At 71.9% G+C, this 25,999-nt stretch carries 26 protein-coding genes; 15 read left to right on the top strand and 11 right to left on the bottom strand.

What is annotated here, in order from left to right:
• Positions 1-26 precede the first annotated feature (26 nt).
• The 7 genes from O1Q96_RS33530 to O1Q96_RS33500 all read left to right on the top strand — a co-directional run bounded on the left by O1Q96_RS33530 (position 27) and on the right by O1Q96_RS33500 (position 5,982).
• Positions 27-278, top strand: a complete 252-nt coding sequence (locus O1Q96_RS33530; RefSeq protein WP_269251729.1) for a YkoF family thiamine-binding protein — start codon at positions 27-29, stop codon at positions 276-278.
• Entirely contained in the window at positions 275-643 is a 369-nt protein-coding gene (locus O1Q96_RS33525; protein WP_269251728.1) for a helix-turn-helix domain-containing protein, read from the top strand. Before O1Q96_RS33530 ends, O1Q96_RS33525 begins: the two co-directional genes overlap by 4 nt.
• A gap of 284 nt (positions 644-927) precedes the next feature.
• Entirely contained in the window at positions 928-1,446 is a 519-nt protein-coding gene (uraD, locus tag O1Q96_RS33520) for a 2-oxo-4-hydroxy-4-carboxy-5-ureidoimidazoline decarboxylase (protein WP_269251727.1), read from the top strand.
• The gene (uraH, locus tag O1Q96_RS33515; RefSeq protein WP_269251726.1) at positions 1,443-1,853 is read left to right on the top strand and encodes a hydroxyisourate hydrolase; all 411 of its coding nucleotides are present in this window, start codon (positions 1,443-1,445) and stop codon (positions 1,851-1,853) included. The genes uraD and uraH overlap by 4 nt, the downstream gene beginning before the upstream one ends.
• Positions 1,854-1,858: 5 nt before the next feature.
• Positions 1,859-2,815 (top strand): factor-independent urate hydroxylase, encoded by a 957-nt coding sequence (gene pucL / locus O1Q96_RS33510; RefSeq protein WP_269251725.1) that lies wholly within the window; start codon positions 1,859-1,861, stop codon positions 2,813-2,815.
• Positions 2,816-2,944: 129 nt separating this feature from the next.
• Entirely contained in the window at positions 2,945-4,324 is a 1,380-nt protein-coding gene (locus O1Q96_RS33505; RefSeq protein ID WP_269251724.1) for an 8-oxoguanine deaminase, read from the top strand.
• 299 nt (positions 4,325-4,623) lie between these two features.
• Positions 4,624-5,982 (top strand): nucleobase:cation symporter-2 family protein, encoded by a 1,359-nt coding sequence (locus O1Q96_RS33500; RefSeq protein WP_269253829.1) that lies wholly within the window; start codon positions 4,624-4,626, stop codon positions 5,980-5,982.
• 178 nt (positions 5,983-6,160) lie between these two features.
• Here O1Q96_RS33500 and O1Q96_RS33495 read toward each other — a convergent pair whose 3' ends face one another.
• Positions 6,161-6,976 (bottom strand): chitosanase, encoded by an 816-nt coding sequence (locus O1Q96_RS33495; protein ID WP_269251723.1) that lies wholly within the window; start codon positions 6,974-6,976, stop codon positions 6,161-6,163.
• Between the two features lie 152 nt (positions 6,977-7,128).
• Positions 7,129-7,938, bottom strand: a complete 810-nt coding sequence (locus tag O1Q96_RS33490) for an AraC family transcriptional regulator (protein WP_269251722.1) — start codon at positions 7,936-7,938, stop codon at positions 7,129-7,131.
• Positions 7,939-8,034: 96 nt separating this feature from the next.
• Between O1Q96_RS33490 and O1Q96_RS33485 the strand changes: the two genes are divergently transcribed.
• Positions 8,035-8,895 carry an SDR family oxidoreductase gene (locus O1Q96_RS33485; protein WP_419586991.1) on the top strand — a complete coding sequence of 287 codons (861 nt, stop codon included), beginning with the start codon at positions 8,035-8,037 and terminating at the stop codon, positions 8,893-8,895.
• A 233-nt stretch (positions 8,896-9,128) separates the two neighbouring features.
• Here the strand turns inward: O1Q96_RS33485 and O1Q96_RS33480 are convergent, their stop codons facing one another.
• The 3 genes from O1Q96_RS33480 to O1Q96_RS33470 all read right to left on the bottom strand — a co-directional run bounded on the left by O1Q96_RS33480 (position 9,129) and on the right by O1Q96_RS33470 (position 11,697).
• A complete protein-coding gene (locus O1Q96_RS33480; RefSeq protein WP_269251720.1) occupies positions 9,129-9,551 on the bottom strand; it encodes an acyl-CoA thioesterase in 423 nt (140 codons plus the stop codon).
• A 148-nt stretch (positions 9,552-9,699) separates the two neighbouring features.
• A complete protein-coding gene (locus O1Q96_RS33475; RefSeq protein WP_269251719.1) occupies positions 9,700-10,338 on the bottom strand; it encodes a hypothetical protein in 639 nt (212 codons plus the stop codon).
• A gap of 150 nt (positions 10,339-10,488) precedes the next feature.
• Positions 10,489-11,697 (bottom strand): pyridoxal phosphate-dependent aminotransferase, encoded by a 1,209-nt coding sequence (locus O1Q96_RS33470; protein WP_269251718.1) that lies wholly within the window; start codon positions 11,695-11,697, stop codon positions 10,489-10,491.
• 86 nt (positions 11,698-11,783) lie between these two features.
• On the opposite strand from O1Q96_RS33470, the gene O1Q96_RS33465 reads away from it, so the two are divergent.
• Entirely contained in the window at positions 11,784-12,416 is a 633-nt protein-coding gene (locus O1Q96_RS33465) for a winged helix-turn-helix transcriptional regulator (RefSeq protein ID WP_269251717.1), read from the top strand.
• A 155-nt stretch (positions 12,417-12,571) separates the two neighbouring features.
• On the opposite strand, the gene O1Q96_RS33460 is transcribed toward O1Q96_RS33465, so the two are convergent.
• The 3 genes from O1Q96_RS33460 to O1Q96_RS33450 all read right to left on the bottom strand — a co-directional run bounded on the left by O1Q96_RS33460 (position 12,572) and on the right by O1Q96_RS33450 (position 16,354).
• Positions 12,572-13,411, bottom strand: coding sequence for a hypothetical protein (locus tag O1Q96_RS33460; protein ID WP_269251716.1), 840 nt, complete (start codon positions 13,409-13,411; stop codon positions 12,572-12,574).
• On the bottom strand, positions 13,411-14,682 hold the full coding sequence (locus tag O1Q96_RS33455; protein ID WP_269251715.1) for a VWA domain-containing protein: 1,272 nt from the start codon (positions 14,680-14,682) through the stop codon (positions 13,411-13,413). The genes O1Q96_RS33460 and O1Q96_RS33455 overlap by 1 nt, the downstream gene beginning before the upstream one ends.
• 76 nt (positions 14,683-14,758) lie before the next feature.
• Positions 14,759-16,354 (bottom strand): IucA/IucC family protein, encoded by a 1,596-nt coding sequence (locus tag O1Q96_RS33450; RefSeq protein ID WP_419586990.1) that lies wholly within the window; start codon positions 16,352-16,354, stop codon positions 14,759-14,761.
• Positions 16,355-16,401: 47 nt separating this feature from the next.
• On the opposite strand from O1Q96_RS33450, the gene O1Q96_RS33445 reads away from it, so the two are divergent.
• The 3 genes from O1Q96_RS33445 to O1Q96_RS33435 all read left to right on the top strand — a co-directional run bounded on the left by O1Q96_RS33445 (position 16,402) and on the right by O1Q96_RS33435 (position 19,279).
• Entirely contained in the window at positions 16,402-17,982 is a 1,581-nt protein-coding gene (locus O1Q96_RS33445) for an IucA/IucC family protein (RefSeq protein WP_269253828.1), read from the top strand.
• Positions 17,983-18,065: 83 nt separating this feature from the next.
• Complete coding sequence (locus O1Q96_RS33440) at positions 18,066-18,980, top strand: HipA family kinase (RefSeq protein WP_269251713.1); 915 nt, start codon at positions 18,066-18,068, stop codon at positions 18,978-18,980.
• Entirely contained in the window at positions 18,977-19,279 is a 303-nt protein-coding gene (locus O1Q96_RS33435; RefSeq protein ID WP_269251712.1) for an Rdx family protein, read from the top strand. Before O1Q96_RS33440 ends, O1Q96_RS33435 begins: the two co-directional genes overlap by 4 nt.
• A gap of 19 nt (positions 19,280-19,298) precedes the next feature.
• On the opposite strand, the gene aceB is transcribed toward O1Q96_RS33435, so the two are convergent.
• Together aceB and O1Q96_RS33425 are read right to left on the bottom strand one after the other, a co-directional pair.
• The gene (gene aceB, locus O1Q96_RS33430; protein WP_269251711.1) at positions 19,299-20,933 is read right to left on the bottom strand and encodes a malate synthase A; all 1,635 of its coding nucleotides are present in this window, start codon (positions 20,931-20,933) and stop codon (positions 19,299-19,301) included.
• 186 nt (positions 20,934-21,119) lie between these two features.
• Positions 21,120-21,731 carry a nucleotidyltransferase family protein gene (locus O1Q96_RS33425; RefSeq protein WP_269251710.1) on the bottom strand — a complete coding sequence of 204 codons (612 nt, stop codon included), beginning with the start codon at positions 21,729-21,731 and terminating at the stop codon, positions 21,120-21,122.
• 186 nt (positions 21,732-21,917) lie between these two features.
• Between O1Q96_RS33425 and O1Q96_RS33420 the strand changes: the two genes are divergently transcribed.
• Positions 21,918-22,232, top strand: a complete 315-nt coding sequence (locus O1Q96_RS33420; protein WP_269251709.1) for a DUF5955 family protein — start codon at positions 21,918-21,920, stop codon at positions 22,230-22,232.
• 84 nt (positions 22,233-22,316) lie between these two features.
• Here the strand turns inward: O1Q96_RS33420 and O1Q96_RS33415 are convergent, their stop codons facing one another.
• Complete coding sequence (locus tag O1Q96_RS33415; RefSeq protein ID WP_269251708.1) at positions 22,317-23,123, bottom strand: IclR family transcriptional regulator; 807 nt, start codon at positions 23,121-23,123, stop codon at positions 22,317-22,319.
• A gap of 236 nt (positions 23,124-23,359) precedes the next feature.
• Between O1Q96_RS33415 and allB the strand changes: the two genes are divergently transcribed.
• Positions 23,360-24,748 carry an allantoinase AllB gene (gene allB / locus O1Q96_RS33410; RefSeq protein ID WP_269251707.1) on the top strand — a complete coding sequence of 463 codons (1,389 nt, stop codon included), beginning with the start codon at positions 23,360-23,362 and terminating at the stop codon, positions 24,746-24,748.
• 82 nt (positions 24,749-24,830) lie between these two features.
• Positions 24,831-25,961 (top strand): allantoicase, encoded by a 1,131-nt coding sequence (alc, locus tag O1Q96_RS33405; protein WP_269251706.1) that lies wholly within the window; start codon positions 24,831-24,833, stop codon positions 25,959-25,961.
• Positions 25,962-25,999: the final 38 nt, after the last annotated feature.

Raw genomic sequence — 25,999 nt, 5'->3', positions numbered from 1 at the left:
GGCCGGAGCGATGCCTTGGGGGCACCATGCGATTGAGAGTGGAGTTCACGACCGAGCCCTTCGACCTCGACGAGGCGCCGCCGCACGCGCTGGTCGCCCGTGAGGTCATCGAGGCGGCGGAACTGGACGCGGTGGACGTCGGCCCGTTCGGCAACACCGCCGAGGGCGGGGCGGATTCGGTGCTCACCGCCGTCGACGAGCTGCTGCGCAAGGCGCTGGACGCGGGCGCCACCCGGGTCTCCCTCCAGGTCAACGTGATCGGGGAGGGGGGCCGGTGACCGGATCCGGGGACGACCCCTTCGTCTCGGCCGTCAAGCCGCTGGTCGACGCGATGGGCGCCGAGATGCTTCCGCCCGGGCAGGCCGGGCCCGACGACGTCGTTCTCTCCTGGGAGGGCGTGGACGTGGTCGCCGTCCGCCTGCCGCAGCTCGCCGACTCGCTGGACCACATCCTGGCCGCCCTGGAGCGCAAGCGCGGCAAGCCCCTGGCCGAGCTGGACCGCAAGGCCAAGCAGGAGGTCGTACGGATACTCGAGGCGCGCGGGGCCTTCTCCGTGCGGCACGGCGTGGAGACCGTCGCGGGCGCCCTCGGGGTCAGCCGGTTCACCGTCTACAACTATCTGAACCGCGAGAAGGACGCCTGACTCCGCGGGGCGGGCGCCCGGCGCCTGCTCGTTCACTCCGCCCCGGAGGGCCCCGCCCTGCGCGGCGGGTCCCGTCGACCGCCCCTTGCAGGCGGCTGAACAGGTGAAACGTCGCTCCGGGTGGCCGACTCGCGAAGTCCGCCCCCGGATGCCCTCCGGCATGCGGACTGTGGTTTCCGCTTCCTGGATTTGTTACCCGGACTTTTCAACAAAGTGTTGACGTCCGGTTTCGAAGGGCGTTAGCTGGCCGCAGCCCGTCCAGCACAAGGCCACGGAGGCTTCCCGTGACGTCGAGTACGACACCTGGCGGCCTCGCCCGGTTCAACGCCCTGGAGGAGCACGCGGCCTACGCCGCCCTCCACGAACTGTGCGCCTCGGCGACGTGGGCGCACAGCCTGCTCGCCCGGCGCCCGTACGCCACCGCGGCCGACCTCCTCGCGCGCAGCGACGCCGCCACGGCCGGCCTGACCGACGCCGACCTGGCGGAGGCGATGGCCGGACACCCGCCCATCGGACGCCCCAGACCGGGCGACCCGACCTCCTCCCGCGAACAGCGCGGCATGGCCGGCGCCTCCGACGAACTCAAGGCGGAGATGCTGGAACTGAACCTGGCGTACCAGGAGAGGTTCGGCCATGTCTTCCTGATCTGCGCGACCGGCCTGACCGGCGAGCAGATGCGCGACGCGGTCAGAGAGCGGATCGGCAACACGCCGCAGCGGGAGCGGGAGATCGTGCGCACCGAACTGGGCAGGATCAACCGCATCCGGCTCGCCCTACTCGTCGAAGAGGACGCACCCGCATGAGCACCAGCACCGCCGCCGCGCCGAGCAGTTCCGTGTCCACGCACATCCTGGACACCAGCGCCGGCCGCCCCGCCGAGGCGGTCTCCGTCCGCCTGGCCGCCCGCTGCGGCCGCGACGCGCCCTGGCAGGAACTCGGCGGCTCCGCGACCGACGCGGACGGGCGGTGCAAGGACCTGCCGGCCCTGCCGGAGGGCACCACACACGTACGGCTCGACTTCGAGGTCGAGGCGTATTTCGAGAAGAAGCAAGCCGATGCGCAGCAGGACGCCCCCGCGAATCGGGACAGCGGTGCCGCGGAAGTGTTCTTCCCCGAGGTGGCGATCACCTTCGCCGTCAGCCCCGGGGAGCACTATCACGTACCGCTGCTGCTCAACCCGTTCGGCTACTCCGTTTACCGAGGGAGCTAGCAGACATGACCCCCAACCCCCGTCCTGCCCGCCCGGCGGTTCTCGCCCAGAACCAGTACGGCAAGGCCGAGAACCGAGTCGTCAGGATCACGCGGGACGGCGCCACCCACCACATCAAGGACCTGAACGTCTCCGTGGCCCTGAGCGGTGACATGGAGGAGGTCCACTACTCGGGCTCCAACGCCAACGTCCTGCCGACGGACACCACCAAGAACACGGTGTACGCCTTCGCCAAGGAGCACGGCATCGAGTCCGCCGAGCAGTTCGGCATCCACCTCGCCCGCCACTTCGTGACGAGCCAGGAGCCGATCAGGACGGCGCGCGTCCGCATCGAGGAGTACGCCTGGGAGCGGATCGAGACCTCGGACGCCGGCCCGGAGACCGCCGCCGCCGACGAGCCCAGGCACTCCTTCGCCCGCAAGGGCCAGGAGACCCGCGTCACGCAGATCACCTACGACGGCTCGTCGTGGGAAATCGTCTCGGGGCTCAAGGACCTCGTCGTGATGAACTCGACCGACTCCGAGTTCTGGGGCTACGTCAAGGACAAGTACACGACGCTCCCGGAGGCGTACGACCGGATCCTCGCCACCGAGGTCTCCGCCCGCTGGCGGTTCAACTGGACCGACGACGAGCAGCGGATGCCCCACTGGGAGGAGTCCTACGAGCAGGTGCGCAAGCACATGCTGCGGGCGTTCGCGCAGACGTACTCCCTGTCGCTCCAGCAGACCCTGTACCAGATGGGCTCACGGATCATCGAACACCGCGACGAGATCGACGAGGTCCGCTTCTCGCTGCCGAACAAGCACCACTTCCTCGTCGACCTGGCGCCGTTCGGCCTCAAGAACGACACCGCCGAGGGAGCTGTGTACTTCGCCGCCGACCGCCCGTACGGCCTGATCGAGGCCACGGTCCTCCGCGACGGCTGCGAGGCCCGCATCCCGGTGGACCTCAGCAACCTCTGACCCACGCCCTCCCGCACTCCTCCTCCGACCGTCACCCTTCTCGGCACCCGCGGCCCGTCCACCGGGCCGCGGCACTCAAACCTCCCAGGGTCCTGCCGTGCCCACTCCCCACAGCGAAAAGGACGAACCATGGCAGCAGAGCGGCGCATCGTCATCGAGAACTGTTCGATCGCGACCGTGGACGCCGTCGACACCGAGTACCCGTCGGGCCACCTGGTCATCGCGGGGAACCGTATCGAGTCGCTCGGCGCGGGCAGGGCCCCCGAGGGACTGGAGAACGTCGTACGCCGGATCGACGCCACCGGCCACCTCGTCACCCCCGGCCTGGTCAACACCCACCACCACTTCTACCAGTGGATCACCCGCGGCCTCGCCACGGACCACAACCTCTTCAACTGGCTCGTCGCCCTCTACCCGACCTGGGCGCGCATCGACGAGCGGATGACGTACGCGGCGGCCCAGGGCTCCCTCGGCATGATGGCCCGCGGCGGTGTCACCACCGCCATGGACCACCACTACGTCTTCCCGAAGGGCTCCGGCGACCTGTCCGGCTCGATCATCCGGGCCGCGCGTGAGACGGGCGTGCGCTTCACCCTCGCCCGCGGCTCGATGGACCGCAGCGAGAAGGACGGCGGACTGCCGCCGGACTTCGCCGTCGAGACCCTCGACGGGGCCCTCGCCGCCACCGAGGCGACCGTCGACGAACACCACGACGCGTCCTTCGGCGCGATGACCCAGGTGGCCGTCGCCCCCTGCTCGCCGTTCTCGGTGTCGACCGAACTGATGAAGCAGGGCGCGGAGTTGGCGCGAAGGAAGGGCGTCCGCCTGCACACGCACGGCTCGGAGACCGTGGAGGAGGAGCAGTTCTGCAAGGAACTGTTCGGCATGGGCCCGACCGACTACTTCGAATCGACCGGCTGGCTCGGCGAGGACGTGTGGATGGCCCACTGCGTCCACATGAACGACTCCGACATCGCCGCCTTCGCCCGTACGGGGACGGGGGTGGCCCACTGCCCCTCGTCCAACGCCCGTCTGGCGGCCGGGATCGCGCGCGTCCCCGACATGCTCGCGGCCGGCGTCCCCGTCGGCCTCGGCGTCGACGGCACGGCGTCCAACGAGTCGGGCGAACTGCACACCGAACTGCGCAACGCGCTGCTCATCAACCGCCTCGGCGCCCACCGCGAGGCCGCCCTGACCGCCCGTCAGGCGCTGCGGCTCGGTACGTACGGAGGCGCCCAGGTCCTGGGCAGGGCGGGGGAGATCGGCTCGCTGGAGGCCGGCAAGCTGGCCGACCTGGTGCTGTGGAAGCTGGACACCCTGGCCCACGCGTCGATCGCCGACCCCGTCACCGCCCTCGTCCTCGGCGCGGCGGCGCCGGTCACCGCCTCCTTCGTCAACGGCGAGCAGATCGTCGAGAACAGCCGCCTGCTGCACGTCGACGAGGACGCCGTCGCCCGCTCCACCCGGGACGAGGCCCAGCGCCTGGCTCGAATCGCCGCGCAGGCCTGACCGTCAAGAACTCCGGCTGAGGGGGACGGCCCTCGACCGGTGGCCGCGGACTCCACCAGGGGTCCACGGCGACCGTCTCCGGGGCGCGTGCACGAAGCTGCCCGCGCCCCGGAACGGTCCCCCCGCCACGTCCCCTCCGTGACGGGCGTCGCCCCCACCTCCCTGACACCCACGTCGACGACGACGTGTAACCGACCGGAGGAGCCGCCGTGGTTGCCCAGCCCACGTCCAGCCGTACGGAAGCAAGCCCGACTGGCGGGAAGAAGCACCCAGTCGACGAGAAACTCCCCGCCCTGAAGATGGTGACCAGCGGTCTGCAGCACGTGGCCGCCATGTACGCGGGAGTGGTCGCCCCGCCCCTGATCGTCGGCGCGGCCGTCGGACTCTCCGCGACCGAACTGACCTTCCTCACCGGCGCCTGCCTGTTCACCGCCGGGCTCGCCACCTTCCTGCAGACCCTCGGTTTCTGGAAGATCGGTGCTCGCCTGCCGTTCGTCAACGGCGTCACCTTCGCCGGCGTCGCCCCGATGATCGCGGTCGTCGACTCCACCGACGACAAGCGGGACGCGCTGCCCGTCATCTTCGGCGCGGTCATCGTCGCGGGCGTACTCGGCTTCCTCGCCGCCCCGTTCTTCAGCAAGGCGGTCCGCTTCTTCCCGCCCGTCGTCACCGGCACGGTCATCACGCTCATCGGGATATCGCTGATGCCGGTCGCCTTCGGCTGGGCGCAGGGCCCCGACCCGGCGGCCGGCGACTACGGTTCGACGACCAACCTCGGCCTGGCGGGCGCGACCCTGGTCATCGTGCTGCTCCTGCGCCGCTTCACCCACGGCTTCGTCAAGCAGATCGCCGTACTGCTCGGCCTGGTCGTCGGCACGCTCGTCGCCATCCCGTTCGGAGCCACCGACTTCGCCCCGGTGGCCGACGCGGCCGTCGTGGGATTCCCGACGCCGTTCCACTTCGGAGCCCCGCAGTTCCAGCTCGCCGCGATCCTCTCGCTGTGTGTGGTGATGGTCGTCTCGATGACCGAATCGACCGCGGACATGCTGGCGTTGGGGGAGATCGTCGAGCGGCCGGCGGACGAGAGGACCATCGCCGCGGGCCTGCGCGCCGACACCCTCGGCTCGGCCGTCAGCCCGCTCTTCAACGGCTTCATGTGCAGCGCCTTCGCCCAGAACATCGGCCTGGTGGCGATGACCCGGATCCGCAGCCGGTACGTCGTGGCCACGGGCGGCGGCTTCCTCGTCCTGATGGGCCTGTGCCCCATGGCCGCCTCGCTGATCGCCGTGGTGCCGCGCCCCGTGCTCGGCGGGGCGGGTGTGGTGCTGTTCGGCTCGGTGGCCGCGAGCGGCATCCAGACCCTCGTCAAGGCGGGCCTGGAGAAGGACAACAACGTCCTGATCGTGGCGGTCTCGCTGGCCGTCGGCATCATCCCGATCACAGCGCCGGAGTTCTACCACGCGTTCCCGGAGACCGCGAAGATCATCCTGGACTCGGGGATCTCGACCGGGTGCGTGGCGGCCGTCGTCCTGAACCTGGTCTTCAACCACCTGGGAAGTCACCGGGAGGCCGACGAGGTGACGGCCCCGATGGAGCCGGGCGACGAGATCGCCGTGCAGCACACCGGGGCCGGGCCCCAGACGTCCCCGGGCCACTGACGGGTTCGTCGCTGCGGTACCGGCAGTACCGGCAGTACCGGCGGAGCCAGCAGCACCGGCCGTGACCGGCCCGGTTCTCAGCCTGTCTCGGCTCAGGTCCGCGCGCGGGGCCGTGGACCGAGGCGCCCGGGTCTCACCGGAGGGCCCGTGTCCACGGTGGAGCGTGAGGAGGGCACCCTCAGCCGATGTGGTAACTGTCCCCGTACACCTGCCAGTTCAGCGGCGGATTCAGGTTCAGGTTCCGGTTGCGGAGAAACACCCGCTGGGCGGTGTCCACGCGGCTGGTGTCCTCGTGGGCCTCCTCCTGCTTCATCGCCCACACGCGGGCGTCGAGGAAGGCGTGCAGGTACGTGACCTCGTCGCCGCCCTGGGCCGGGGGCCTCGCCCGGCCCAGGGCCCGCCTGCGGATGCTGCCGAAGCTCGCACTGTCGCCGCCGTCGCCGTGCATCACGATGGCGTCGTAGTACGCGAACTGGCCGAGCACACCGACGCCGTCGGCCTTGCCCTGCCGTACCGCGGGGTTGAAGTAGACGCGGTCCCGCTCGTCGTTCTGGGCCTGCCGGAACGCCGGGTCCTGGGCCGCCCGCCGCCAGGCGTCCGGGTAGCCGGGGTCGAGCCCCTCGTGCGAGTCGGTGCCGTCGACACGGCGCAGCGCGGGCAGGTAGCCGGCCAGCGCGTTGCCGGGCCTGCGCTGTGCGTACAGCTCGACGAGGTCGAGCATGTCGCCCGTGCCCGAGCAGAATCCGATGATCCCGGCGGTGTAGCCACGGCCGTCGCGGATGTCCTCGATGTACTTGTACTGCGCCTTCCAGTCCAGCGAGGAGTTCTCCGCGCTGGAGACCAGTTTCATGGCGATCTCCTTCTTCGCCGGGTCGTCGAGGCCCGCCGGTGCGGCGCTCGCGGACTGGGTGGCGATGGCCGGGCCTGCCACCAGGGATGCTCCGATCAGCGCGAGGAGGGTGCGTCGCGAGGAGCGGATGTGGGGGGTGTGCACGGGACCTCCAGTGGGGTGGGAGTCGCTCTTCCGTACTGTTAGGAAAGTTTCCTACCAGAGATTGCGAGTGACGTATACCCGTCAAGAAGGAGTCGTGCTTCAAGTTCGTGCCGGGGGCCTGCCCGGAGAGGGCCGGGTCTTCGCCCGGAGGATCAGAGCCGGCTCAGGGCCTGACAGGGCCGCGCGTCCGGGAGGCGGCCGGTGAAGAAGGACGTGGGCGGCACGCCCATCAGCGTCCGGAAGTCGGACGTCATGTGGGACTGGTCGTAGTACCCGGTGGACACGGCGAGCTCCGCCCACGACGTGGTCGCGCCGTGCGCGAGCAGGTGCCGTACCCGCCCGATCCGGGCGAAGTGCTTCGGCGACACCCCCACCCCGTCGGCGAAGAGGCTGCGCAACTGGCGCTCGCTGACCGAGAGCCGGCGCGCCAGGTCCCGCACCCGCGAGGGAACGCGCCCGGAGTCCGTCGACAGCTCCTCGACGGCGGCGCGCAGCAGCTCACGCCGCGAGCGGCCGGAGGTGCCGGAGAGCCGCGCCGGCAGCACCTCCGCCAGATGTGTCACCGCGTCCTCGCCCTCCAGCCACCGCAGCTCGCGCGCCAGTTGGCGGGCCGAGGTGCCGGGCAGGTCGCCGAGCCGCACCACCCGCCCCACGAGGTCACCGGCCGCAACGCCGAGCAACGGCCGTGCCGTGCCAGGTCCGAGCTCGACCCGTACACAGGAGGCCGGCCGTTTGCTCGCGTGATACGTGGCACGTGTACGCGGCCCGACGACGAGCGTGTCGCGACGTCCGCCCTCCTCGATCCGGAACACCAACTTCGTGGTCGCGTCCGGGACATGGGTGAACGGCTCGGGGGCCCCGCCGCCACCGGTCCCGATGCCGGTCCCCGTGTCGATCCCGGTGATCCAGGGCCGCAGCGCGTCGGGGGTGGGAAGGGTTCGCGCGGCAGGAGCGTTCGTCACCGCTCCACCGTAGACGCGGCGCGCGGCCGTACGGCGGCCACAACCGTGCCGGAATTTCCTAGAGTCGCCGGACCGCGCCTCGGCACGGTGGTTCCCATGATTCTCGTAACCGGTGCCACGGGCACCATCGGCAGTGAAGTCGTACGGCTCCTTGCGCGGCGCGGCGAGAAGGTCCGCGCCCTGACCCGCGATCCCTCCCGGGTGCGGCTGCCCGCGGATGTGGAGGTGGAGGTGGTACGCGGGGACTACCTCGACCCCGCGTCCGTGGACACCGCGATGTCCGGCGCCACGGCCGTCTTCCTCGTCGGCGTGCTCGGGCCCGATGACGCGGACCGCGACCGGGCCCTGGTCGAGCAGGCCCGCGCGGCCGGCGTGCACCGCGTCGTGAAGCTCTCCGCGATCGGCACCGGCGACCCCGCCGTCGGCAGGGTCGGCTCCTGGCACCTTCCGGGCGAACAGGCGGTCAGGGAGAGCGGGTCGCAGTGGACGGTCCTGCGGCCCTCGTCGTTCGCCTCGAACACCCTGAGCTGGGCCGAGGCCGTCCGGGCGGGTGAACCCGTGCCGAACATGACCGGCGACGGCCTTCAGGGCGTCATCGACCCGCGTGACGTGGCCGAGGTGGCCGTGGAGGCCCTGCTCTCCGCGCGGCACGCGGGCCACACCTACACGCTCACCGGCCCCGGGATGATCAGTGTCCCCGATCAGGCGGCCGTCCTCGCCGACGTGCTCGGCCGCCCGGTGGGGACTGTGGACCTCACCCCGGACCAGGCCCGCGCGAAGATGACCGAGTGGGGCATGGCCGCGGCGTACGTGGAGGGCGTCATGGCCGGCAGCGCGTACGTGCGCGCGGGCGGCAACGCCGTCGTCACGGGCGCGGTGCGGCAGGTGCTGGGCCGGCCGCCGCGTACGTACCGGACGTGGGCGCAGGACCACCGGGCGGCCTTCGAGGAGGCCTGACGCGTGACGTGCGGGCGGGCGTGAACGGGGCCTGGACGGGTCGGACCGCACCCGCGTTCACGTCCGGGCCCGCTCACCGGCCCCCGCTCATCGGCCCCCTCTCACCGCCCGTCCGCCCGCCGGCCGACCGTGGTGTCCGCCTCGGCCGCGCGCCTCCGCCGGTCCTCTCCCCGCTCCGGTCCGGATCGCACGCGCCCGCCCCGCGCGGTCCGGTCGGAGTTCGCGCAGCCCGGTCAGAGGCCGAACAGCTGTGGATCGGTGGCCAGCGCGCGGAAGTACTCCCGCGGGTCCGCGACCAGCCTCCGCTCCTTGAGGTCCATCAGACCGCCGACCGCCGTGATCTCGGCGGCGACGGCTCCGTCGGTCCTGCGGATCGTCTGCCGTATCCGGAAGGTCTTGCCCTCACCCCATTCGAAGACGCAGGTGACCTCGACCTCGTCGCCCGCCCGGAGTTCGCGCAGATAGCGGACGGTCATCTCCAGCGACACCGGGCCCACGCCCTTGGCCACCAGGCCGGCCTGGCTGATCCCGGCGGCCTGCAGTAACGACCAGCGGGCGTGCTCCGCGTAATTCACGTACACGGCCTGGTTCAGGTGTCCCTGGACATCGGTCTCGTACCCGCGCACGGTCACCGGGACGGCATACGGTTCGGCCACGACTTTCCCTTCAACGGCGAACAGAACGGGCGCCAGCGTACTGAGCAGTCGCTCACGGGCGTCAACCTCGCGCGGTCGTCCACGGGCCGGCCCCGAGCAGTTGCTCACGCGGCCTCCGTCCCGGGCGCCGCACGGCCTTCCGGGGCCGTCAGGACCGGCGGGGCGAGGCCAGCAGATAACGCGCCCCCGTGCGCGGCTCCGTGTGCTCGCTGACCTGCCAGCCCGCCTTCTCCAGTGTCGCCGCGCACTCCCGCAGGGCCGTCGCGTCCGGCTCGCGTACGGCCACGGCCTCCGGCTGGGGAGTCGCGCGCACCCGGTACCCCTCGGGGCCCGCCCCCGCCGGACGGAGTCCCGCCGCCTCCAGAGCGAGGGCGGCGGCCTGCACCAGATGCGTACGCTCCCAGGCGCACGGCCGGTCCATGGCGCCGCCCGTACCGGTCATCCGGCGCAGCTCCAGCAGTCCCTGCCAGGCGCTGTGCACCTCACGCACACGTGCTGGACCGGTGTCGGCGGCCTCCTCGCCGCCGACCCGGGCGGTGAACACCCCGGAGGACTCGCGGGCGGGAGCGGAAGCACCGGGGGCGGGGACCGTCGCCACGGTCGCCTCCTCGCGTGCCCGGTGCCCGGCCGGTGTCAGGAAGTGGTCGTGGGGCGGACGCGGGTGCCGGAAGGCCAGCCCGTGTCTGACCAGCGCCGCGAGCTGGCTCTCCGTGCCTCTGAGCCGCCCGGTCACGGGATCGGCGGCATCGATGACGCGCCGCTGCGCGGCGGTCGGCGGTCGGGTCACGGGATGCTCCTTCCTCCTCGGCACAGCGAGCCGCCCCGCTGCCGGAGATCGGCGAGCGGCGGGCCCGTTCGAAGAGTACGACCCGGGTCCGACATTCCTCCGGGCTCCGCCGGGCGCACCACGAGGGGCCCGGCGGCGGTGTACCGCCGCCTACTGCCGGTAGCCGCTCAGGAACCGGCCGATCCGGCTGATCGCCGCGTCGAGGTCGTCGGTGTGCGGGAGGGTGAGGATGCGGAAGTGGTCGGGCCGGGGCCAGTTGAAGCCGGTGCCCTGGACGACCTGGATCTTCTCGCGCAGCAGCAGGTCGAGCACGAGCTTCTCGTCGTCGTGGATCTTGTGCACCGAGGGGTCGATGCGCGGGAACGCGTACAGCGCGCCCTTCGGTTTCACGCAGGAGACGCCGGGGATCTCGTTCAGCTTCTCCCACGCACGGTCCCGCTGCTCGCGCAACCGGCCGCCGGGGGCGGTGAGTTCGTGGATGGACTGGCGGCCGCCGAGCGCTGCCTGGATCGCGTACTGGGCGGGGGCGTTGGCGCACAGCCGCATGGAGGCCAGCATGGTGAGGCCCTCCAGGTAGTTCTTCGCGTGCCGGCGCGGGCCCGTGACGACCAGCCAGCCGGAGCGGAAGCCCGCCACGCGGTACGTCTTCGACAGGCCGCAGAAGGTGAGGACCACCAGGTCGGGGGCGAGGGCCGCGGCCGAGTGGTGCACGGCGTCGTCGTACAGGATCTGGTCGTAGATCTCGTCCGCGAACACCATCAGGCCGTGCCGGCGGGCCAGGTCGAGAATGCCCTCGATGATCTCCCGGGGGTAGACCGCGCCGGTGGGGTTGTTCGGGTTGATGATGACGACGGCCCGGGTGCGGTCCGTGATCTTCGACGCCATGTCGTCCAGGTCCGGGTACCACTCGGCCTGTTCGTCGCACAGGTAGTGCACGGCCTTGCCGCCCGCGAGCGTCGTCACCGCCGTCCAGAGCGGGAAGTCCGGGGCGGGGATGAGGACTTCGTCCCCGTCCTCGACGAGTGCCTGGACGGCCATGGACACGAGCTCGGAGACCCCGTTGCCCAGGAAGACGTCGTCCACGTCGACTTCCAGGCCCCGCTCCTGGTAGCGCTGCGCCACGGCCCGGCGGGCCGAGAGGATGCCCCGCGAGTCCGTGTAGCCGTGCGCCTGGGGAAGCATCCGGATCATGTCCTGGAGGATCTCCGCCGGTGCCTCGAAGCCGAAGAGCGCGGGGTTGCCCGTGTTGAGGCGCAGCACGCTGTGGCCCGCCTCCTCCAGGGCGTTGGCCTGCTCGATGACCGGGCCCCGGATCTCGTAACAGACCTCGCTGAGCTTGCTCGACTGCCGGAACTCCATGCGGTGCGCACCTCCAGGTTGTGGTGTTGCTTGGTTTTACCAAGTAGGCGCTTGGAAAGTCCAACAAGTTGTCTAGACTGCGTCGCATGTCACCTCGCCGAAGCTACGACCAGTACTGTTCCGCGGCCCGGGCCCTCGACGCCGTCGGTGACCGCTGGACCCTTCTGATCGTCCGCGAGCTGCTCGCCGGTCCGCGTCGCTACACCGACCTGCACGCGGACCTGCCCGGTGTGAGTACCGACGTGCTCGCCTCCCGCCTCAAGGACATGGAGCGGGACGGCCTGGCGACCCGGCGCCGACTGCCCCCGCCGGCCGCGGCCTACGTGTACGAACTCAGCGTGCGTGGGCGCGCGTTGCTGCCCGTGCTGCAGGCCCTGGGGGAGTGGGGCGCGCCGCTGCTGGCGGAGCGGCGGCCCACCGACGCCGTGCGCGCGCACTGGTTCGCGCTGCCACTGATGCGGAGCCTGGCGGGACTTGGCGACGGCATCGTCCACGTGTGCCTGGACGAGGGTGAGTTCCACGTGCGGCTCGGCTCGGTGGACGGGCCGGTGTACGGGGAGGGTCCCGCCCCCGAGGAACCCGACGCCCGCCTCACGCTCGACACCGAGGCGTGCACGCTGCTCGGCCGGGGAGACCTGACACTGCCGGAGGCGGTACGGGGCGGACGGATCGCGGTGACGGGAGAGGGCCCCCTGGCCAAGGCGCTGCGGGAGGCCTGACCGTCCCTGGGCGGTCGGAGGCCCGCCGCACCGCGGAACCGGTGCGACGGGCCGAACGCCCCGAAGGAGCGCGGGGAACCGCGGACGAGTCATGACCGGTCCGCGGACGAGCGATGGCCGGTCCGCGGACACGACACGGCCGCGGAACGGGAGACTCAGGCGCCCGGCGGCACCCGTGAGGGCCGCCCGGGCCCCCGCGTCAGCGTGTACCCGCCGACTCCCGCGAGCGCGGCCAGCACGCCCCCGATCCCGGTCCACACCCAACGGTCGGACCACCACCCGGACGCCCACCCGTCATCGGGCTCGATGCTGGACAGCACGGCGGCAGGCGTGTCGGACTCCTCGTCCTCCTTCGCCGTCACCGCGATGCCCGGGACCAGTGGCTCGGCCAGCGAGCCGTCGACCGCCGCCGCCCCGCCCATGTCCTTCGAGTCGACCCGCACCTCGGCGTCCACCGGCAGTCCGAGGTCGGCCGCCTCCAGGCCGACGGTCGTCAGCCGGACGTAGTACGTGCCGGGCAGCGGGTCGTCGGCCCACGGCTCCGACCAGGCGCGGACCGTGCGCAGGGTGCAGGACAGGTCCACGGACGCGGCCTCCTGGGCGGCCGTCCGCGTCTGCGCCCCGTACTGGCACGCCTGTCGACGCCGCAGCCCGTCGTACACGTCGATCTGCCAGGTCGCGGAGGCGTGCGCGTCCGGCAGCTTCACCTTCGCCTTCACGGTGGGCCGCTGCCCGGCGTCGGCGGGGAACGACCAGTAGAGGTAGTCGCCCGTGGAGGCGCTCGCGGTCGCCCGCTGCCCCTGGTCGACCTCCGCCGCCGTACGGAAGGACGTACCCGCCGAGGTGGGCGCCGAGTCGTCGTCCGAAGGGCTCGCGGAGGGGGAGGAGTCGGCGGTCGCGGGGGTCACCGAGACCCCGAGCAGCAGCAACCCCGCACCGATCGCGCGGGCGACACCTCTGGCGCCGACGGCGCTCGACATACGGTTGGCACGCATCAGTTGGTCCTCCAGACCGTGATCCGCCAGCGCGAGACCCAGCCCCACAGCACACCCGCGAGGAAGCCGGTGAGCACCAGGGCGCCCAGCAGCCACCAGCCGCGCCCGAGGCCGAAGGAGGCCACGTCGCTCGATGTGCCGGGCCCGTCCACGACATCCACGGTCAGTTCGAGCGGCAGGCCGGGTGTGGTCTTCACTCCGGGGGCCGCTGAGAAGGAGTTGGCGACCTGGAGACACACGGTCTCCGTGGCGGCCTCGTCACCGGAGTCGTCGTCGCTCTCCGCACTGGGGTGGCGCAGTCCGGCCGACATGACGTCGGTCCGTCCGTCGCCGGTCGACTCGCCGCGTACGATCTCACGCCCGTGCGAGGTGACCGCCCGCAGCGTCACGCCGTAGTCCCGGTCGACCCGGCGGTCGGCCGCGACGCTCACCGAGGCGCGCAGTTCGGAGCCGGCCGGGACGTCCACGCGGTACCAGCGGTGCTGCCCGAACTCCTCACGGTCGGTGTAGAGCCCGGACTTGACCGCGGGAGCCTTCGCGCAGGCGTCGGCCCCTTCCACCGCGACCGGCGTCACCACCGGATCGGCGGCCCGGTCGACCAACTGGTTGACCTTGTCGGTGAGTTCGTCGGTGTGCTCGACCGACGTGTACGTTCCGCCGGTGGCCTCCGCGATGCAGCTGAGCTGCTGCCGCATCTTGGTGTTCGGCACCAGTCCGAGGGTGTCGATGGTGAGGCCGATCCCCTTGGCGGCGATCTCCCGCGCCACCTCGCACGGGTCCAGCGGGGCGCAGGTGTCCTCGCCGTCGCTGATGAGGACGATACGGCGGGAGCCCTCACCGCCCTCCAGGTCGTCGGCCGCCTTGAGGAGCGCGGGGCCGATCGGGGTCCAGCCGGTGGGCGACAGGGTCGCGACCGCCGTCTTCGCCTCGGTGCGGTCCAACGGCCCGACGGGGTAGAGCTGTTCGGTGTCCTTGCAGCCCGTTTTGCGGTCGTCGCCGCGGTAGTTGGCGCCGAGTGTCCGTATGCCCAGCCGGACCTCCTCGGGAGTCGCGTCGAGGACCTCGTTGAAGGCCTGCTTCGCCGCCGCCATCCGGGTCTGGCCGTCGATGTCCCGCGCCCGCATCGAACCGCTGACGTCGAGGACGAGGTTCACCTTGGGCGCGGCACCCGTGGGTTCGTCGGCGACGGCTCCGGCCGGCAGGGCGATCCCGGCCGTCAGGGCGGCGAGCAGGGCGCAGGTACCCGCCGCCAGCCGTTTTCTTGTGATCATCGCCGGATCCTACGGAGCAAAGGCGCCACGCTTCAAAACGAGTGCGCCGGATCCTGTCGATCACAGCTGCCGCACGTCAGAACGGCTGGCCCGAAGACCGACCCGTGGACCGGCCCGACGGTGGGTCGGCGAGCGGGTTGGGCAGCCGGGCCCAGATGTCGCCGGGCCGCTCGGGCGACAGCCGCATCAGGGTCAACGCCTTGGCGGGCAGGGGCTCTTCGAGGAGCGCCGTGAGGTCGGGGGTGCGCGGCAGGTCCCGTACCGCCGCGGACAGTGCCTCGCGCAGCGCGGACGCCGAACCGGCCGTGGCCGCGAGGGTGCCCGCGACGAGCGAGCCGAAGAGCTTGCTACGCAGGACGGACTCGTCGTCGGTGACGATACGGCCCGTCAGATCGGGTGCCGGGATGCCGTGTCGGGCCAGCCGGGCCGGGCTGATCCGGATGTCCGCCAGGTCGCGGTAGACCAGCCGCACCGGGGCACCGGCGGGGGAGAGCACCACGAGCAGGTTCTGGCCGTGCGCCTCCAGGGCCACCCCCAGATCGAGCAGACGCAGCCCCACCGTGAGCGCGAGCCGGCTGAACTGCGCCAGCCAGTCCGCGGACCGGGGACGGACGTCCGCGGCGAGCGACGCGACAGGGACGACCTGTTCGCCCGTCCGCGCGTACACATCCGGCGACTCACGCGAAACCGCGGCCAGATCAGGTGTGTTGGCGGTGACGGCCCCAAGAGTCCGGGTGATGTGGAGCAGGCCGTCCAGGCGCCCGGCCATCGACTCCATGAACGCCGACACCGTCGCCGCCGACGTGATCGAGTACACCGAGATGTCCCGCACGGACGAGGTCAGCCGGGCGCTGAGCGCGGTCTTGAGGTGCGGCCCGCCCGGCACGGCCAGGGTGCGCAGGGACATCAGGGGGTGCGCGGCCATACCGTCCCCGAGGGTCTTCTCGTCCTTCAGCACATGCCGCGCCTGCCACGGATGGACGGGGATGAGCACGCGCCCCGCCTCCCGGTACGGCCACTCGCCCGTCACCCGGCAGTCGTCCTCCCGGACGGCGACCGTCCGCAGCTCGACCACCGGCCGGTGCTCCGGCGCGTAGGCGAGCTGCTCGGCCACCGAGAACCCCGGCCTGGAGCGGCAGTTGGGGTGAAAGGGGTGACCGTCGACGACCCGCTGCTCCCACTCCCAGAGCGCACAGGGGTCCTCCGACGGGTGCTGGTTGGCGCGGGACAGGGCCAACGAGGCCGCGCTGTGGGCGAGTTCGGCGGCGAAGGGTCCGCCGTGCGGGAGCCCGAGCGCCGTCATCAGCGCGGCCGGGTGGTCGTACACCACACCGTCCAGCTCGACCTGCGTGACGGTCACGGCCGTCGCGTACGGGTCCGGTCGCGGGCCGCGCAGCCGACGGCCGTCGGCCAGCAGCAGCACCAGCCCGTCGAGGTCGCCCGCGCGGCGCGTGACCCACGGCAGCGGCTCGTGGGCGAGCCCCCGCCACAACCGGGACAGCACGGCAGCGCGCGCGCCGGGAAGCTCGGCCGTGTACGGGGACACCAGGGCGGGGCGTACGGTGCGCAGCTCGGCGGCGAGAGCGGTCTCGGTCTCGGCCGGGGTGCGGGCAGGGTGCACAGGGGCTCCTAGAGTGAGGGACTCATCGCGGCCGGGTACGACGCCGGACATACTGAGCGCCAGTGCACCGTATGCAACGAACGGATCGCGTGGATCTCATGCACCCCGTGCCACCCATGCACCCCGGTGACGGCGTCGCCGAAGCAGCCGACGCGTACGCGTCGGCGCCGCTGCTCAATTGTCTGCTGCGGGAGATCGGCGAACCCGTACCGGGGCCGCGGGAGCCGGGCGGACGGCGGGTGTACCGGCTGCCCGGCGGACGGCTCCTGCGGGTGCGTGACGGGCGCAGGCCGCGCGACCCGGAGCTGTTCACCGACGGCGCCTGGCAGCGGCTCGGCCATGCCGCGCTGGTCGAGCTCACCGCCGAGGAACTGCGCCGCCACACCGGCCTTTCCAACCCCGGGCTGCCCGCCGAGATGACCGACAGCCGGGACGTGGTGGCGGCGATCCTGGCGGCCCGCGCGGGTACGGCTCCGCCCACCGACCCATACCGGCGTTCCGAGCAGTCCCTGATCACGGGGCATCCCCACCACCCGGCGCCCAAGGCGCGCGGCGGCGGCCCGGTGACCGGCTGGCTCCCGTACGCCCCCGAGGCGTACGCCGCGTTTCCGCTGGTGCTGCTGGGCCTGCGGGAGGACGCCTGCGTGGAGGACGGCGACACGAGGGCCCTCGACGCCCTGGGCGAGGCCCCGCCCGGCTACCGCCTCCTGCCGGCCCACCCCTGGCAGCTCGACCTCGTCGGCGCCCGCCCGGAGATCCGCGCGGCCCTCGCCGACGGCCGCCTCGTACGACTGGGCCCCTCCGCCCGGCCCGCCTGGCCGACGGCCGCCGTCCGCACCCTGTACGTCCCCGGCGCCGACCTCTTCGTGAAGTTCAGCCTCGACGTCCGCATCACCAACGACATCCGCCGCCTGTGGCGTCACGACCTGCTCGCACTGCGCCGTACGGACACCGCGGTGACGTCGGCCTTCGCCGCCCTGGACGCCGGCCCGGCCTGGCTGAGCGACCGCGGCTACCGCACGGCGGACTTCGCCTTCGAGGAGCTGGCCGTCCTCGTACGTGACGGTCTGCGTGAGCATGTGACCCCCGGTTCGACTCCCCTGCTGGCGGCCGCGCTGACGGAGGGCGTACAGGGCACCCGCGACCCCCTCGATCCGGACGGCGTGCGGGACCTGGCGGGCTTCGACGGCAACCCCCTGGACACCCTCGCCGATCCGGCCGCCTGGTGGACGGCGTATCTGCGTCAAGTCGTCCCGCCGGTACTGGAGTTGTTCGCCCGGCACGGCGTCGTGCTCGAAGCGCATCTGCAGAACACGGTGGTGGCCGTGGACGGCGACGGCGTGCCGGTGCAGGCACTGTTCCGGGACGCCGAGGGCGTGAAGCTGCTGCCGGAGGTGACGCGGGAGGCCGGCTGGGAGCGGCTGGTGTACTGCCTGGTCGTGAACAACCTGCTGGAGATCGCGGGCGCCCTGCGGGAGCGGCACCCGGAGCTGGAGCCCTGGGAGCCCGTACGGCGGGAACTGGCACGGTACGAGCCTCGGCTGCCCGAGGTGACGGACCTCCTGCGGTCACCGGCCCTGCCCGGCAAGACGAACCTGCTGCTGCGCTGGACGGAGGCGGACGGCGCGGACGCACGCTACCGGCCCGTCCCGAACCCGCTGCGCGTGGCGGACGTCTGACGGGCGTGGTGTGCCGCGGTCGTCAGGACCGTGGCCCGGAAATTGCGATCAGTCGTGCGAGCGACTGAATTACAGTGGCGGATGTGCTGCGCGAAGTGACCGCCGATCGATACGTGACCCCGCTGCGGGCGGGCGGCTCCGTCCCCGGAATCGTCGAGGCCGATGACCTGGGCACCTACGTCGTGAAGTTCACCGGCTCGGCGCAGGGGCTGAAGGCGCTGGTCGCCGAGGTGATCGTGGGTGAGCTGGCGCGTGCGCTCGGACTGCGGTTCCCCGAGCTGGTGCTGGTGCACTTCGACCCGGCCGTCGCCGAGCACGAGCCGCACGCGGAGGTGCAGGACCTTCTCCGCTCCAGCGCCGGACTCAACCTCGGCATGGACTATCTTCCGGGCGCCCAGGACTTCACCCCGGAGGTCGCGAAGGCGTTCGAGGTCGACCCCCTGGAGGCCGGCCGGATCATCTGGCTGGACGCCCTCACGGTCAACGTCGACCGGACGACGCACAGCTCGAACCTGATGGTCTGGCCCACGCTCGGTGTCGCGCCCCCGAAGCTGTGGCTGATCGACCACGGCGCCGCGCTGGTCTTCCACCACCGTTGGGACGCCTCGTCGCCGGAGAAGGCGTACGACTTCCGGCGGCACGCGCTCGGCGGCCACACCCCCGACACGCGCGCGGCCGACGCCGAGCTGGCGCCCAGGGTGACGGAGGACCTGCTGCGCGCGATCACCGCGGAGGTGCCCGACGCCTGGCTCGCCGACGAGCCCGGCTTCACGACCCCCGACGAGGTCCGCGAGGCGTACGTCGGATACCTCCTGGCCCGGGTGAGGGCCTCCGAGGCCTGGCTTCCCACGGGCTTCCCCACCCGTGAACAGCTCGCGGACGAGGACGCCCACCGGGCGGCGAAGACCCGGCGGGGCCGCCCGGACTGGCTGAAGCGGGTCCCCGACCTGCACGGCAAACCGGCGGCGGAACAGGATTGGTCGGTACACCTCGGATGACACCGGAGAACACGCCCGCAGCGACGGTGCGGCCGCACCGCGTGCAGATCGAGTACTGCACCCAGTGCCGCTGGCTGCCCCGGGCCGCGTGGCTCGCCCAGGAGCTCCTCACCACCTTCGAGCAGGAGCTGACCGAGCTCGCGCTCAAGCCGGGCAGCGGCGGCGTCTTCGTCGTACGCGTCGACGACGAGGTGATCTGGGACCGCCGTGAGCAGGGTTTCCCCGAGCCGACGGCCGTGAAGCGCCTGGTACGCGACCGAGTGGCCCCGGGGAAGACCCTGGGCCACTCGGAGAGGTAGTACGCGCGGTGCGGCCCGCTCAGCCGGCCAGCTGTTCGTAGGCCGGCAGGGTGAGGAAGTCCGCGTAGTCCTCGTCGAGCGCGACTGTCAGCAGCAGGTCGTGGGCCTGCTGCCAGCGACCGGCCGCGTAGGCCTCCTCGCCGAGCTCCGCGCGGATGTCCGCCAGCTCCCGGGCCGCGATCTCCCGGGTCAGCTCGGGCGTCGCCTTCACGGTGTGCCCGTCGTGCTCGAACTCGACGCCCGCGTTGATCCACTGCCAGATCTGCGAGCGCGAGATCTCCGCGGTGGCCGCGTCCTCCATCAGGTTGAAGATCGCGACGGCGCCCATGCCGCGCAGCCAGGCCTCGATGTAGCGGATACCGACCTGGACGGCGTTGACCAGTCCGTCGTACGTGGGCCTGGCCTCCAGGGAGTCGACGGCGATCAGGTCGGCCGCCTTGACGTCGACGTCCTCGCGCAGCCGGTCCTTCTGGTTCGGCTTGTCGCCGAGCACGGCGTCGAAGGACGCCATCGCGATCGGGACCAGGTCGGGGTGGGCCACCCACGATCCGTCGAATCCGTCGCCCGCCTCGCGGTCCTTGTCGGCCTTGACCTTCTCGAAGGCGACCTTGTTGACCTCCTCGTCCCGCCGGGACGGGATGAACGCGGCCATGCCGCCGATCGCGTGCGCTCCCCGCTTGTGGCAGGTGCGGACGAGCAGTTCGGTGTACGCGCGCATGAACGGGGCCGTCATCGTCACCGCGTTGCGGTCGGGGAGGACGAACTTCTGCCCGCCGTCACGGAAGTTCTTGACGATGGAGAAGAGGTAGTCCCAGCGGCCCGCGTTCAACCCCGAGGCGTGGTCGCGGAGTTCGTAGAGGATCTCCTCCATCTCGTACGCCGCCGTGATCGTCTCGATCAGGACGGTCGCGCGGACGGTGCCCTGCGGGATGCCGACGTGGTCCTGCGCGAAGACGAACACCTCGTTCCAGAGGCGGGCCTCCAGGTGCGACTCCGTCTTCGGCAGGTAGAAGTACGGGCCCTTGCCGAGGTCCAGCAGCCGCTGGGCGTTGTGGAAGAAGTACAGGCCGAAGTCGACGAGGGCGCCGGGGACCGGGGTGCCGTCGGCGTCGACGAGGTGGCGCTCGTCCAGATGCCAGCCGCGCGGGCGCATCACGACCGTGGCCAGTTCCCCGGGTGCCTTCAGGGCGTACGACCTGCCGGTGCGCTCGTCCGTGAAATCGATGTTCCGGGTGTACGCGTCGGCCATGTTCACCTGGCCGAGGACCACGTTCTCCCAGGTCGGCGCGGAGGCGTCCTCGAAGTCCGCCAGCCAGATCCTGGCGCCCGAGTTGAGGGCGTTGATGGTCATCTTGCGGTCGGTGGGCCCGGTGATCTCGACGCGGCGGTCGTTCAGGGCCTCGGGCGACGGGGCCACTCGCCAGGAGTCGTCCGCGCGGATCGCGGCGGTCTCCGGGAGGAAGTCGAGCGTGGAGGTGCGGGCGATCTCGGCGCGGCGCCCGGCGCGCAGGGCGAGAAGCTCGTCACGCCGGGGCGTGAACCGCCGGTGCAACTCGGCCACGAAGGCGAGGGCCTCGTCGGTGAGGACCTCCTCCTGCCGGGGCAGGGGCTCGGCGTCGACGATGGCCAGCGGGGACGGCGCTGGTGCGGACATGAGCGGTCACTTCCTTCAGCGAGCGTGGCACCGGGTGCCAGTCGACCGGGTACGGCGGTGGATGCCCGTGGAGGGGCCGGGCGCTTCTGAGCAGTGGATACTAGTTTCCTCATGGTGGAAGTTCAATAATTTGTTGATGTCGAGATTCTCCGGGTCGAGGGAAGGTGGCGCTCGGTGCCACCCCGTTCACCCCGGGTGCTGTTCCAGGTGTGCGAGGTCCGCCACCGTGTCGATGTCGTACGGCTGTGCCACGTCCGCGCACTCGACGAGCGTGATCGCGTCCGCGTGCTCCTTCAGGTAGGCGCGTGCCCCCCGGTCGCCCGTCGCAGTCGCGGCGATCCCCGCCCAGTGGTCGGCGCCGAGGAGGACGGGGTGGCCGCGCCTGCCTTCGTAGGAGGCCGAGGCGAGCGTCGCGGGGGACCGGTGGGCGGCCAGGAGCCGGGCCACCGCCTCGGGGCCGATGCCGGGCTGGTCGACCAGCGACACGAGAGCGGCGCCCGCTCCGGTGCCCCGCAGGGACTCCAGTCCCGCCCGCAGCGAGGAGCCCATGCCCTCCTCCCAGTCCGGGTTGTCCACCAGTACGCACCCGGGCAGCTCCGCCCGCTCCCGTACGGTGTCGGCCCGGGCCCCCAGCACGACGTGGACCCGGGCGCAGCCGGCGGCGCGCAGCACTCCGACCGCGTGCTCCACCAGCGGGCGCCCCCGGTGTTCGAGGAGGGCCTTGGGGCGTCCGCCGAGGCGCCGGCCGCCGCCCGCGGCGAGGAGCAGCCCGGCGACCTGGTCCTGGTTGTGCGTCATTCCTCCTGCATACCTGACCGCGGGGCGAGAAGAGGATGTCCGGGGTCTGAATTTCGGTCCTCGCGGTGGCGTCCACCGCACCGGGTGGCGTTTACTGGCCCGCGTCCCCGGCGCCCGACCAGCGTCACGGGACGGTCGGCGGGAGCGAGGGCGTCTCGCGCGCGACGGCGTACGAAGGGGAGAGCTGTGTTGCGGAGCTTGGGACAGAGGTCAGTGACCGGCAGCGACGAGGACCCGAGAGTGACGGAGTTGCGGACCGCGGTGTCCAGGCTGCGTCGCGAACTCGCCGCGCTTCCGGCCGAGTTCCCGGACCGCGGCATCGCCGAGGACGAACTGGCGGCGCTCGCCGCGATGGCCGTCAGCGGCATCCCCGAGGCTCCGCGCCTGCGCCGATCGCTGCTCCTGGTCGCCGGTTCCATCGGCTCGGTCAGCGCACTGGCCGCGGGCCTCGCGGGCGTTCGCAGCGCGGTCGACCTCTTCGGAGAGCCGCCGCGCCGCTGAGCCCGACCGGGCGACGGCCTTCCCGGGCCGGTCAACTCCCTTGCCGGGCAGGCCCGTCGGGCGCAGTTCGCCGGCCGGGCCCGGTCAGGTTCCGGGGCCCGAACTCGCCAGCGCCGCCGACAGCTCCACCGCGACCTGCTGGAGCACGGGCACGATCCGCTCCGTGGCCGCCTCCGTGACGCGGCCGGCCGGTCCGGAGATCGAAATGGCCGCGGCGGTGGGCGAGTCGGGCACGGGGACGGCGAGGCAGCGGACCCCGATCTCCTGCTCGTTGTCGTCCACCGCGTAGCCGGAGCGCCGCACCTCCTCCAGGGCGTCGAGGAAGCCGTCCGGTGTCGTGATCGTCTTCTCGGTGGCGGCGGGCATGCCCGTACGGGACAGGAGGGCGCGCACCTCGTCGGCCGGTACGTGGGCGAGCAGGGCCTTGCCGACGCCGGTGGAGTGCGGCAGCACCCTGCGGCCCACCTCGGTGAACATCCGCATGGAGTGCTTGGACGGCACCTGGGCCACGTACACGATCTCGTCGCCGTCGAGCAGGGCCATGTTCGCCGTCTCGCCGGTCTCCTCGACCAGGCGGGCCAGATAGGGGCGCGCCCACGTGCCGAGCAGCCTGGACGCCGACTCGCCGAGACGGATCAGGCGCGGTCCGAGCGCGTACCGCCGGTTGGTCTGCTGGCGCACGTAACCGCAGGCCACGAGGGTGCGCATGAGGCGGTGGATGGTGGGCAGCGGCAGACCGCTGCTCGCGGAGAGCTCGCTCAGTCCGACCTCGCCGCCCGCGTCCGCCATCCGCTCCAGCAGGTCGAAGGCGCGCTCGAGGGACTGGACGCCACCGCCGCCGGCGGCTGGCTTGGCGGCGACATCGGCAGGGGCGTCGCTGGACGTCGGCACGGGCGCGGTCCTTTCAGACGGGCAGGCAGGTGGGAAGCCTACCCGGCAGTTGGTTGACTGTACGGCTCTGCGTGGCTAAGTTCTGCTCTACGGAAGTGTATTTCCGCTTTGTGGAAACGTCTAGGGGTTGACGCTCGCGACGACGGCCGGAAGGCCGACCCTTGACGGCATGGAGTGCGGAGTGAAGACTCCTTCAACAGAACGTTGAATTCCGTTACGTGGAAGTAAACAGCGGGATGAGACGTCCGGCATGGAAAGGGGTCCCGGTGTCCGACGACGCACTGGTCGAACTGGTCCTGCGCTCGACGCGCGTCATCACTCCCGAAGGGACGCGCGCCGCCTCGGTCGCCGTCGCCGCGGGAAAGATCACGGCGGTGCTCCCGCACGACGCCGAGGTGCCCGCCGGGGCCCGGCTGGAGGACTTCGGCGACGACGTCCTGCTGCCCGGGCTCGTGGACACCCACGTGCACGTCAACGACCCGGGCCGCACGGAGTGGGAGGGCTTCTGGACCGCCACGCGCGCCGCGGCGGCCGGTGGCATCACGACGCTCGTCGACATGCCCCTCAACTCGCTGCCTCCCACCACGACGGTCGACCACCTCCGCACCAAGAGGGATGTCGCCCGGCCCAAGGCGCACATCGACCTCGGGTTCTGGGGCGGCGCCCTGCCCGGCAACGTCAAGGATCTGCGGCCGCTGCACGACGCGGGCGTCTTCGGTTTCAAGGCGTTCCTGTCGCCCTCGGGGGTCGACGAGTTCCCCGAGCTGGACCAGGACCAACTCGCCCAGTCCCTCGCGGAGATCGCCGGATTCGACGGCCTTCTCATCGTGCACGCCGAGGACCCGCACCACCTGGCGGCCGCGCCCCAGCCGGGCCCGCGGGAGGCCGTCGCGTACGCGGCCTTCCTCGCCTCGCGGCCGCGCGACGCCGAGAACACCGCCGTCGCGAACCTCATCGCGCAGGCCAGGCGCCTCGACGCACGCGTCCACGTACTGCACCTGTCGTCCAGCGACGCGTTGCCGCAGATCGCGGCCGCCAAGCGCGAGGGCGTACGCCTCACGGTGGAGACCTGTCCGCACTACCTGACGCTCACCGCCGAGGAAGTCCCGGACGGGGCCAGCGAGTTCAAGTGCTGCCCGCCCATCCGCGAGGCCGCGAACCAGGATCTCCTGTGGCAGGCACTGGCCGACGGCACCATCGACTGCGTGGTCACCGACCACTCGCCGTCGACGGCCGACCTGAAGACCGACGACTTCGCGACCGCGTGGGGCGGCATCTCCGGGCTCCAGCTCAGCCTGTCCGCCGTCTGGACCGAGGCCCGCAAACGAGGACACGGCCTGGAGGACGTGGTCCGCTGGATGTCCTCGCGCACGGCCGAACTGGTCGGCCTCGACGACCGCAAGGGCGCCATCGAGGCCGGCCGCGACGCCGACTTCGCGGTGCTCGCACCCGACGAGACCTTCACCGTCGATCCGGCGGCCCTCCAGCACCGCAACCGGATCACCGCCTACGCCGGCCGGACCCTGCACGGTGTCGTCCGGTCCACCTGGCTGCGCGGCGAACGCATCGTGTCCGACGGCGAGTTCACCCAGCCGAGCGGGCAACTCCTGTCCCGGCGGCCGTAGTCCGTACCCGAAGCCCGACCCCGCAGTCCACGAACGCCCCCGCACCCGCAGTGGCCGTCCCCGAAAGGAAGACCTGATCACCGTGACCGAGCAGCATCGACCCGCTTTGGCTCGATTCACCGGCGACGCGAGCCCCTACGGAGGCGGCGACCCGTACGCGGACCACCGCACCGCCGACTTCCCCTTCGCCCGGTACGCCAACCTCGCCGACCGGCAGCTCGGCGCCGGGGTCGTCGCCGCCAACGACGAGTTCTTCGCCCAGCGCGAGAACCTGCTGCTGCCCGGGCGGGCGGAGTTCGACCCCGAGCACTTCGGGCACAAGGGCAAGATCATGGACGGCTGGGAGACCCGGCGCCGGCGCGGTGCGTCCGCCGGCCGTCCGTGGCCCACCGCCGACGACCACGACTGGGCGCTCGTACGCCTCGGCGCTCCCGGTGTCGTACGCGGCATCGTCGTCGACACCGCCCACTTCCGCGGCAACTACCCGCAGGCCGTGTCCGTCGAGGGGACGTCGGTACCGGGTTGCCCGTCCCCCGAGGAACTCCTCGCGGACGACGTCAAGTGGACAACTCTCGTACCCCGTACGGAGGTCGGCGGTCACGCGGCCAACGGCTTCGCCGTCGATGTCGAGCAGCGCATCACCCATCTCCGCGTCAACCAGCACCCCGACGGCGGCATCGCGCGCCTTCGCGTGTACGGCGAGGTCGTACCGGACCCGCGCTGGCTGGCGGTCCTCGGTACCTTCGACGTGGTCGCCCTGGAGAACGGCGGCCAGGTCGAGGACGCGTCCGACCGCTTCTACTCGCCCGCCACGAACACCATCCAGCCGGGGCGTTCCCGCAAGATGGACGACGGCTGGGAGACCCGGCGGCGCCGCGACCAGGGCAACGACTGGATCCGCTACCAGCTCGTCGCGCGGTCCGAGATCCGCGCGATCGAGATCGACACGGCCTACCTGAAGGGCAACTCGGCGGGCTGGGCGTCCGTTTCCGTGCGCGACGGCTCGGAGGGCGAGTGGACGGAGGTCCTGCCCCGGACCCGTCTCCAGCCCGACACGAACCACCGGTTCGTCCTCGCCGCCCCGGCCGTCGGCACGCACGCCCGCGTGGACATCTTCCCCGACGGCGGCATCTCCCGCCTCAGGCTGTTCGGCGCCCTGACGGAAGACGGCGCGACCCGCCTGACGGCCCGCCACCAGGAACTCGGCGGCTGAGCCCCGGCCCGTCCCGCGGGTGTCCTCCGTCCGTCCGG

The organism is Streptomyces aurantiacus (assembly GCF_027107535.1).
Lineage (GTDB): Bacteria > Actinomycetota > Actinomycetes > Streptomycetales > Streptomycetaceae > Streptomyces.
The sequence above is the reverse complement of the archived record's forward strand: the minus strand, read 5'-3'. Positions and strand labels throughout refer to the sequence as shown.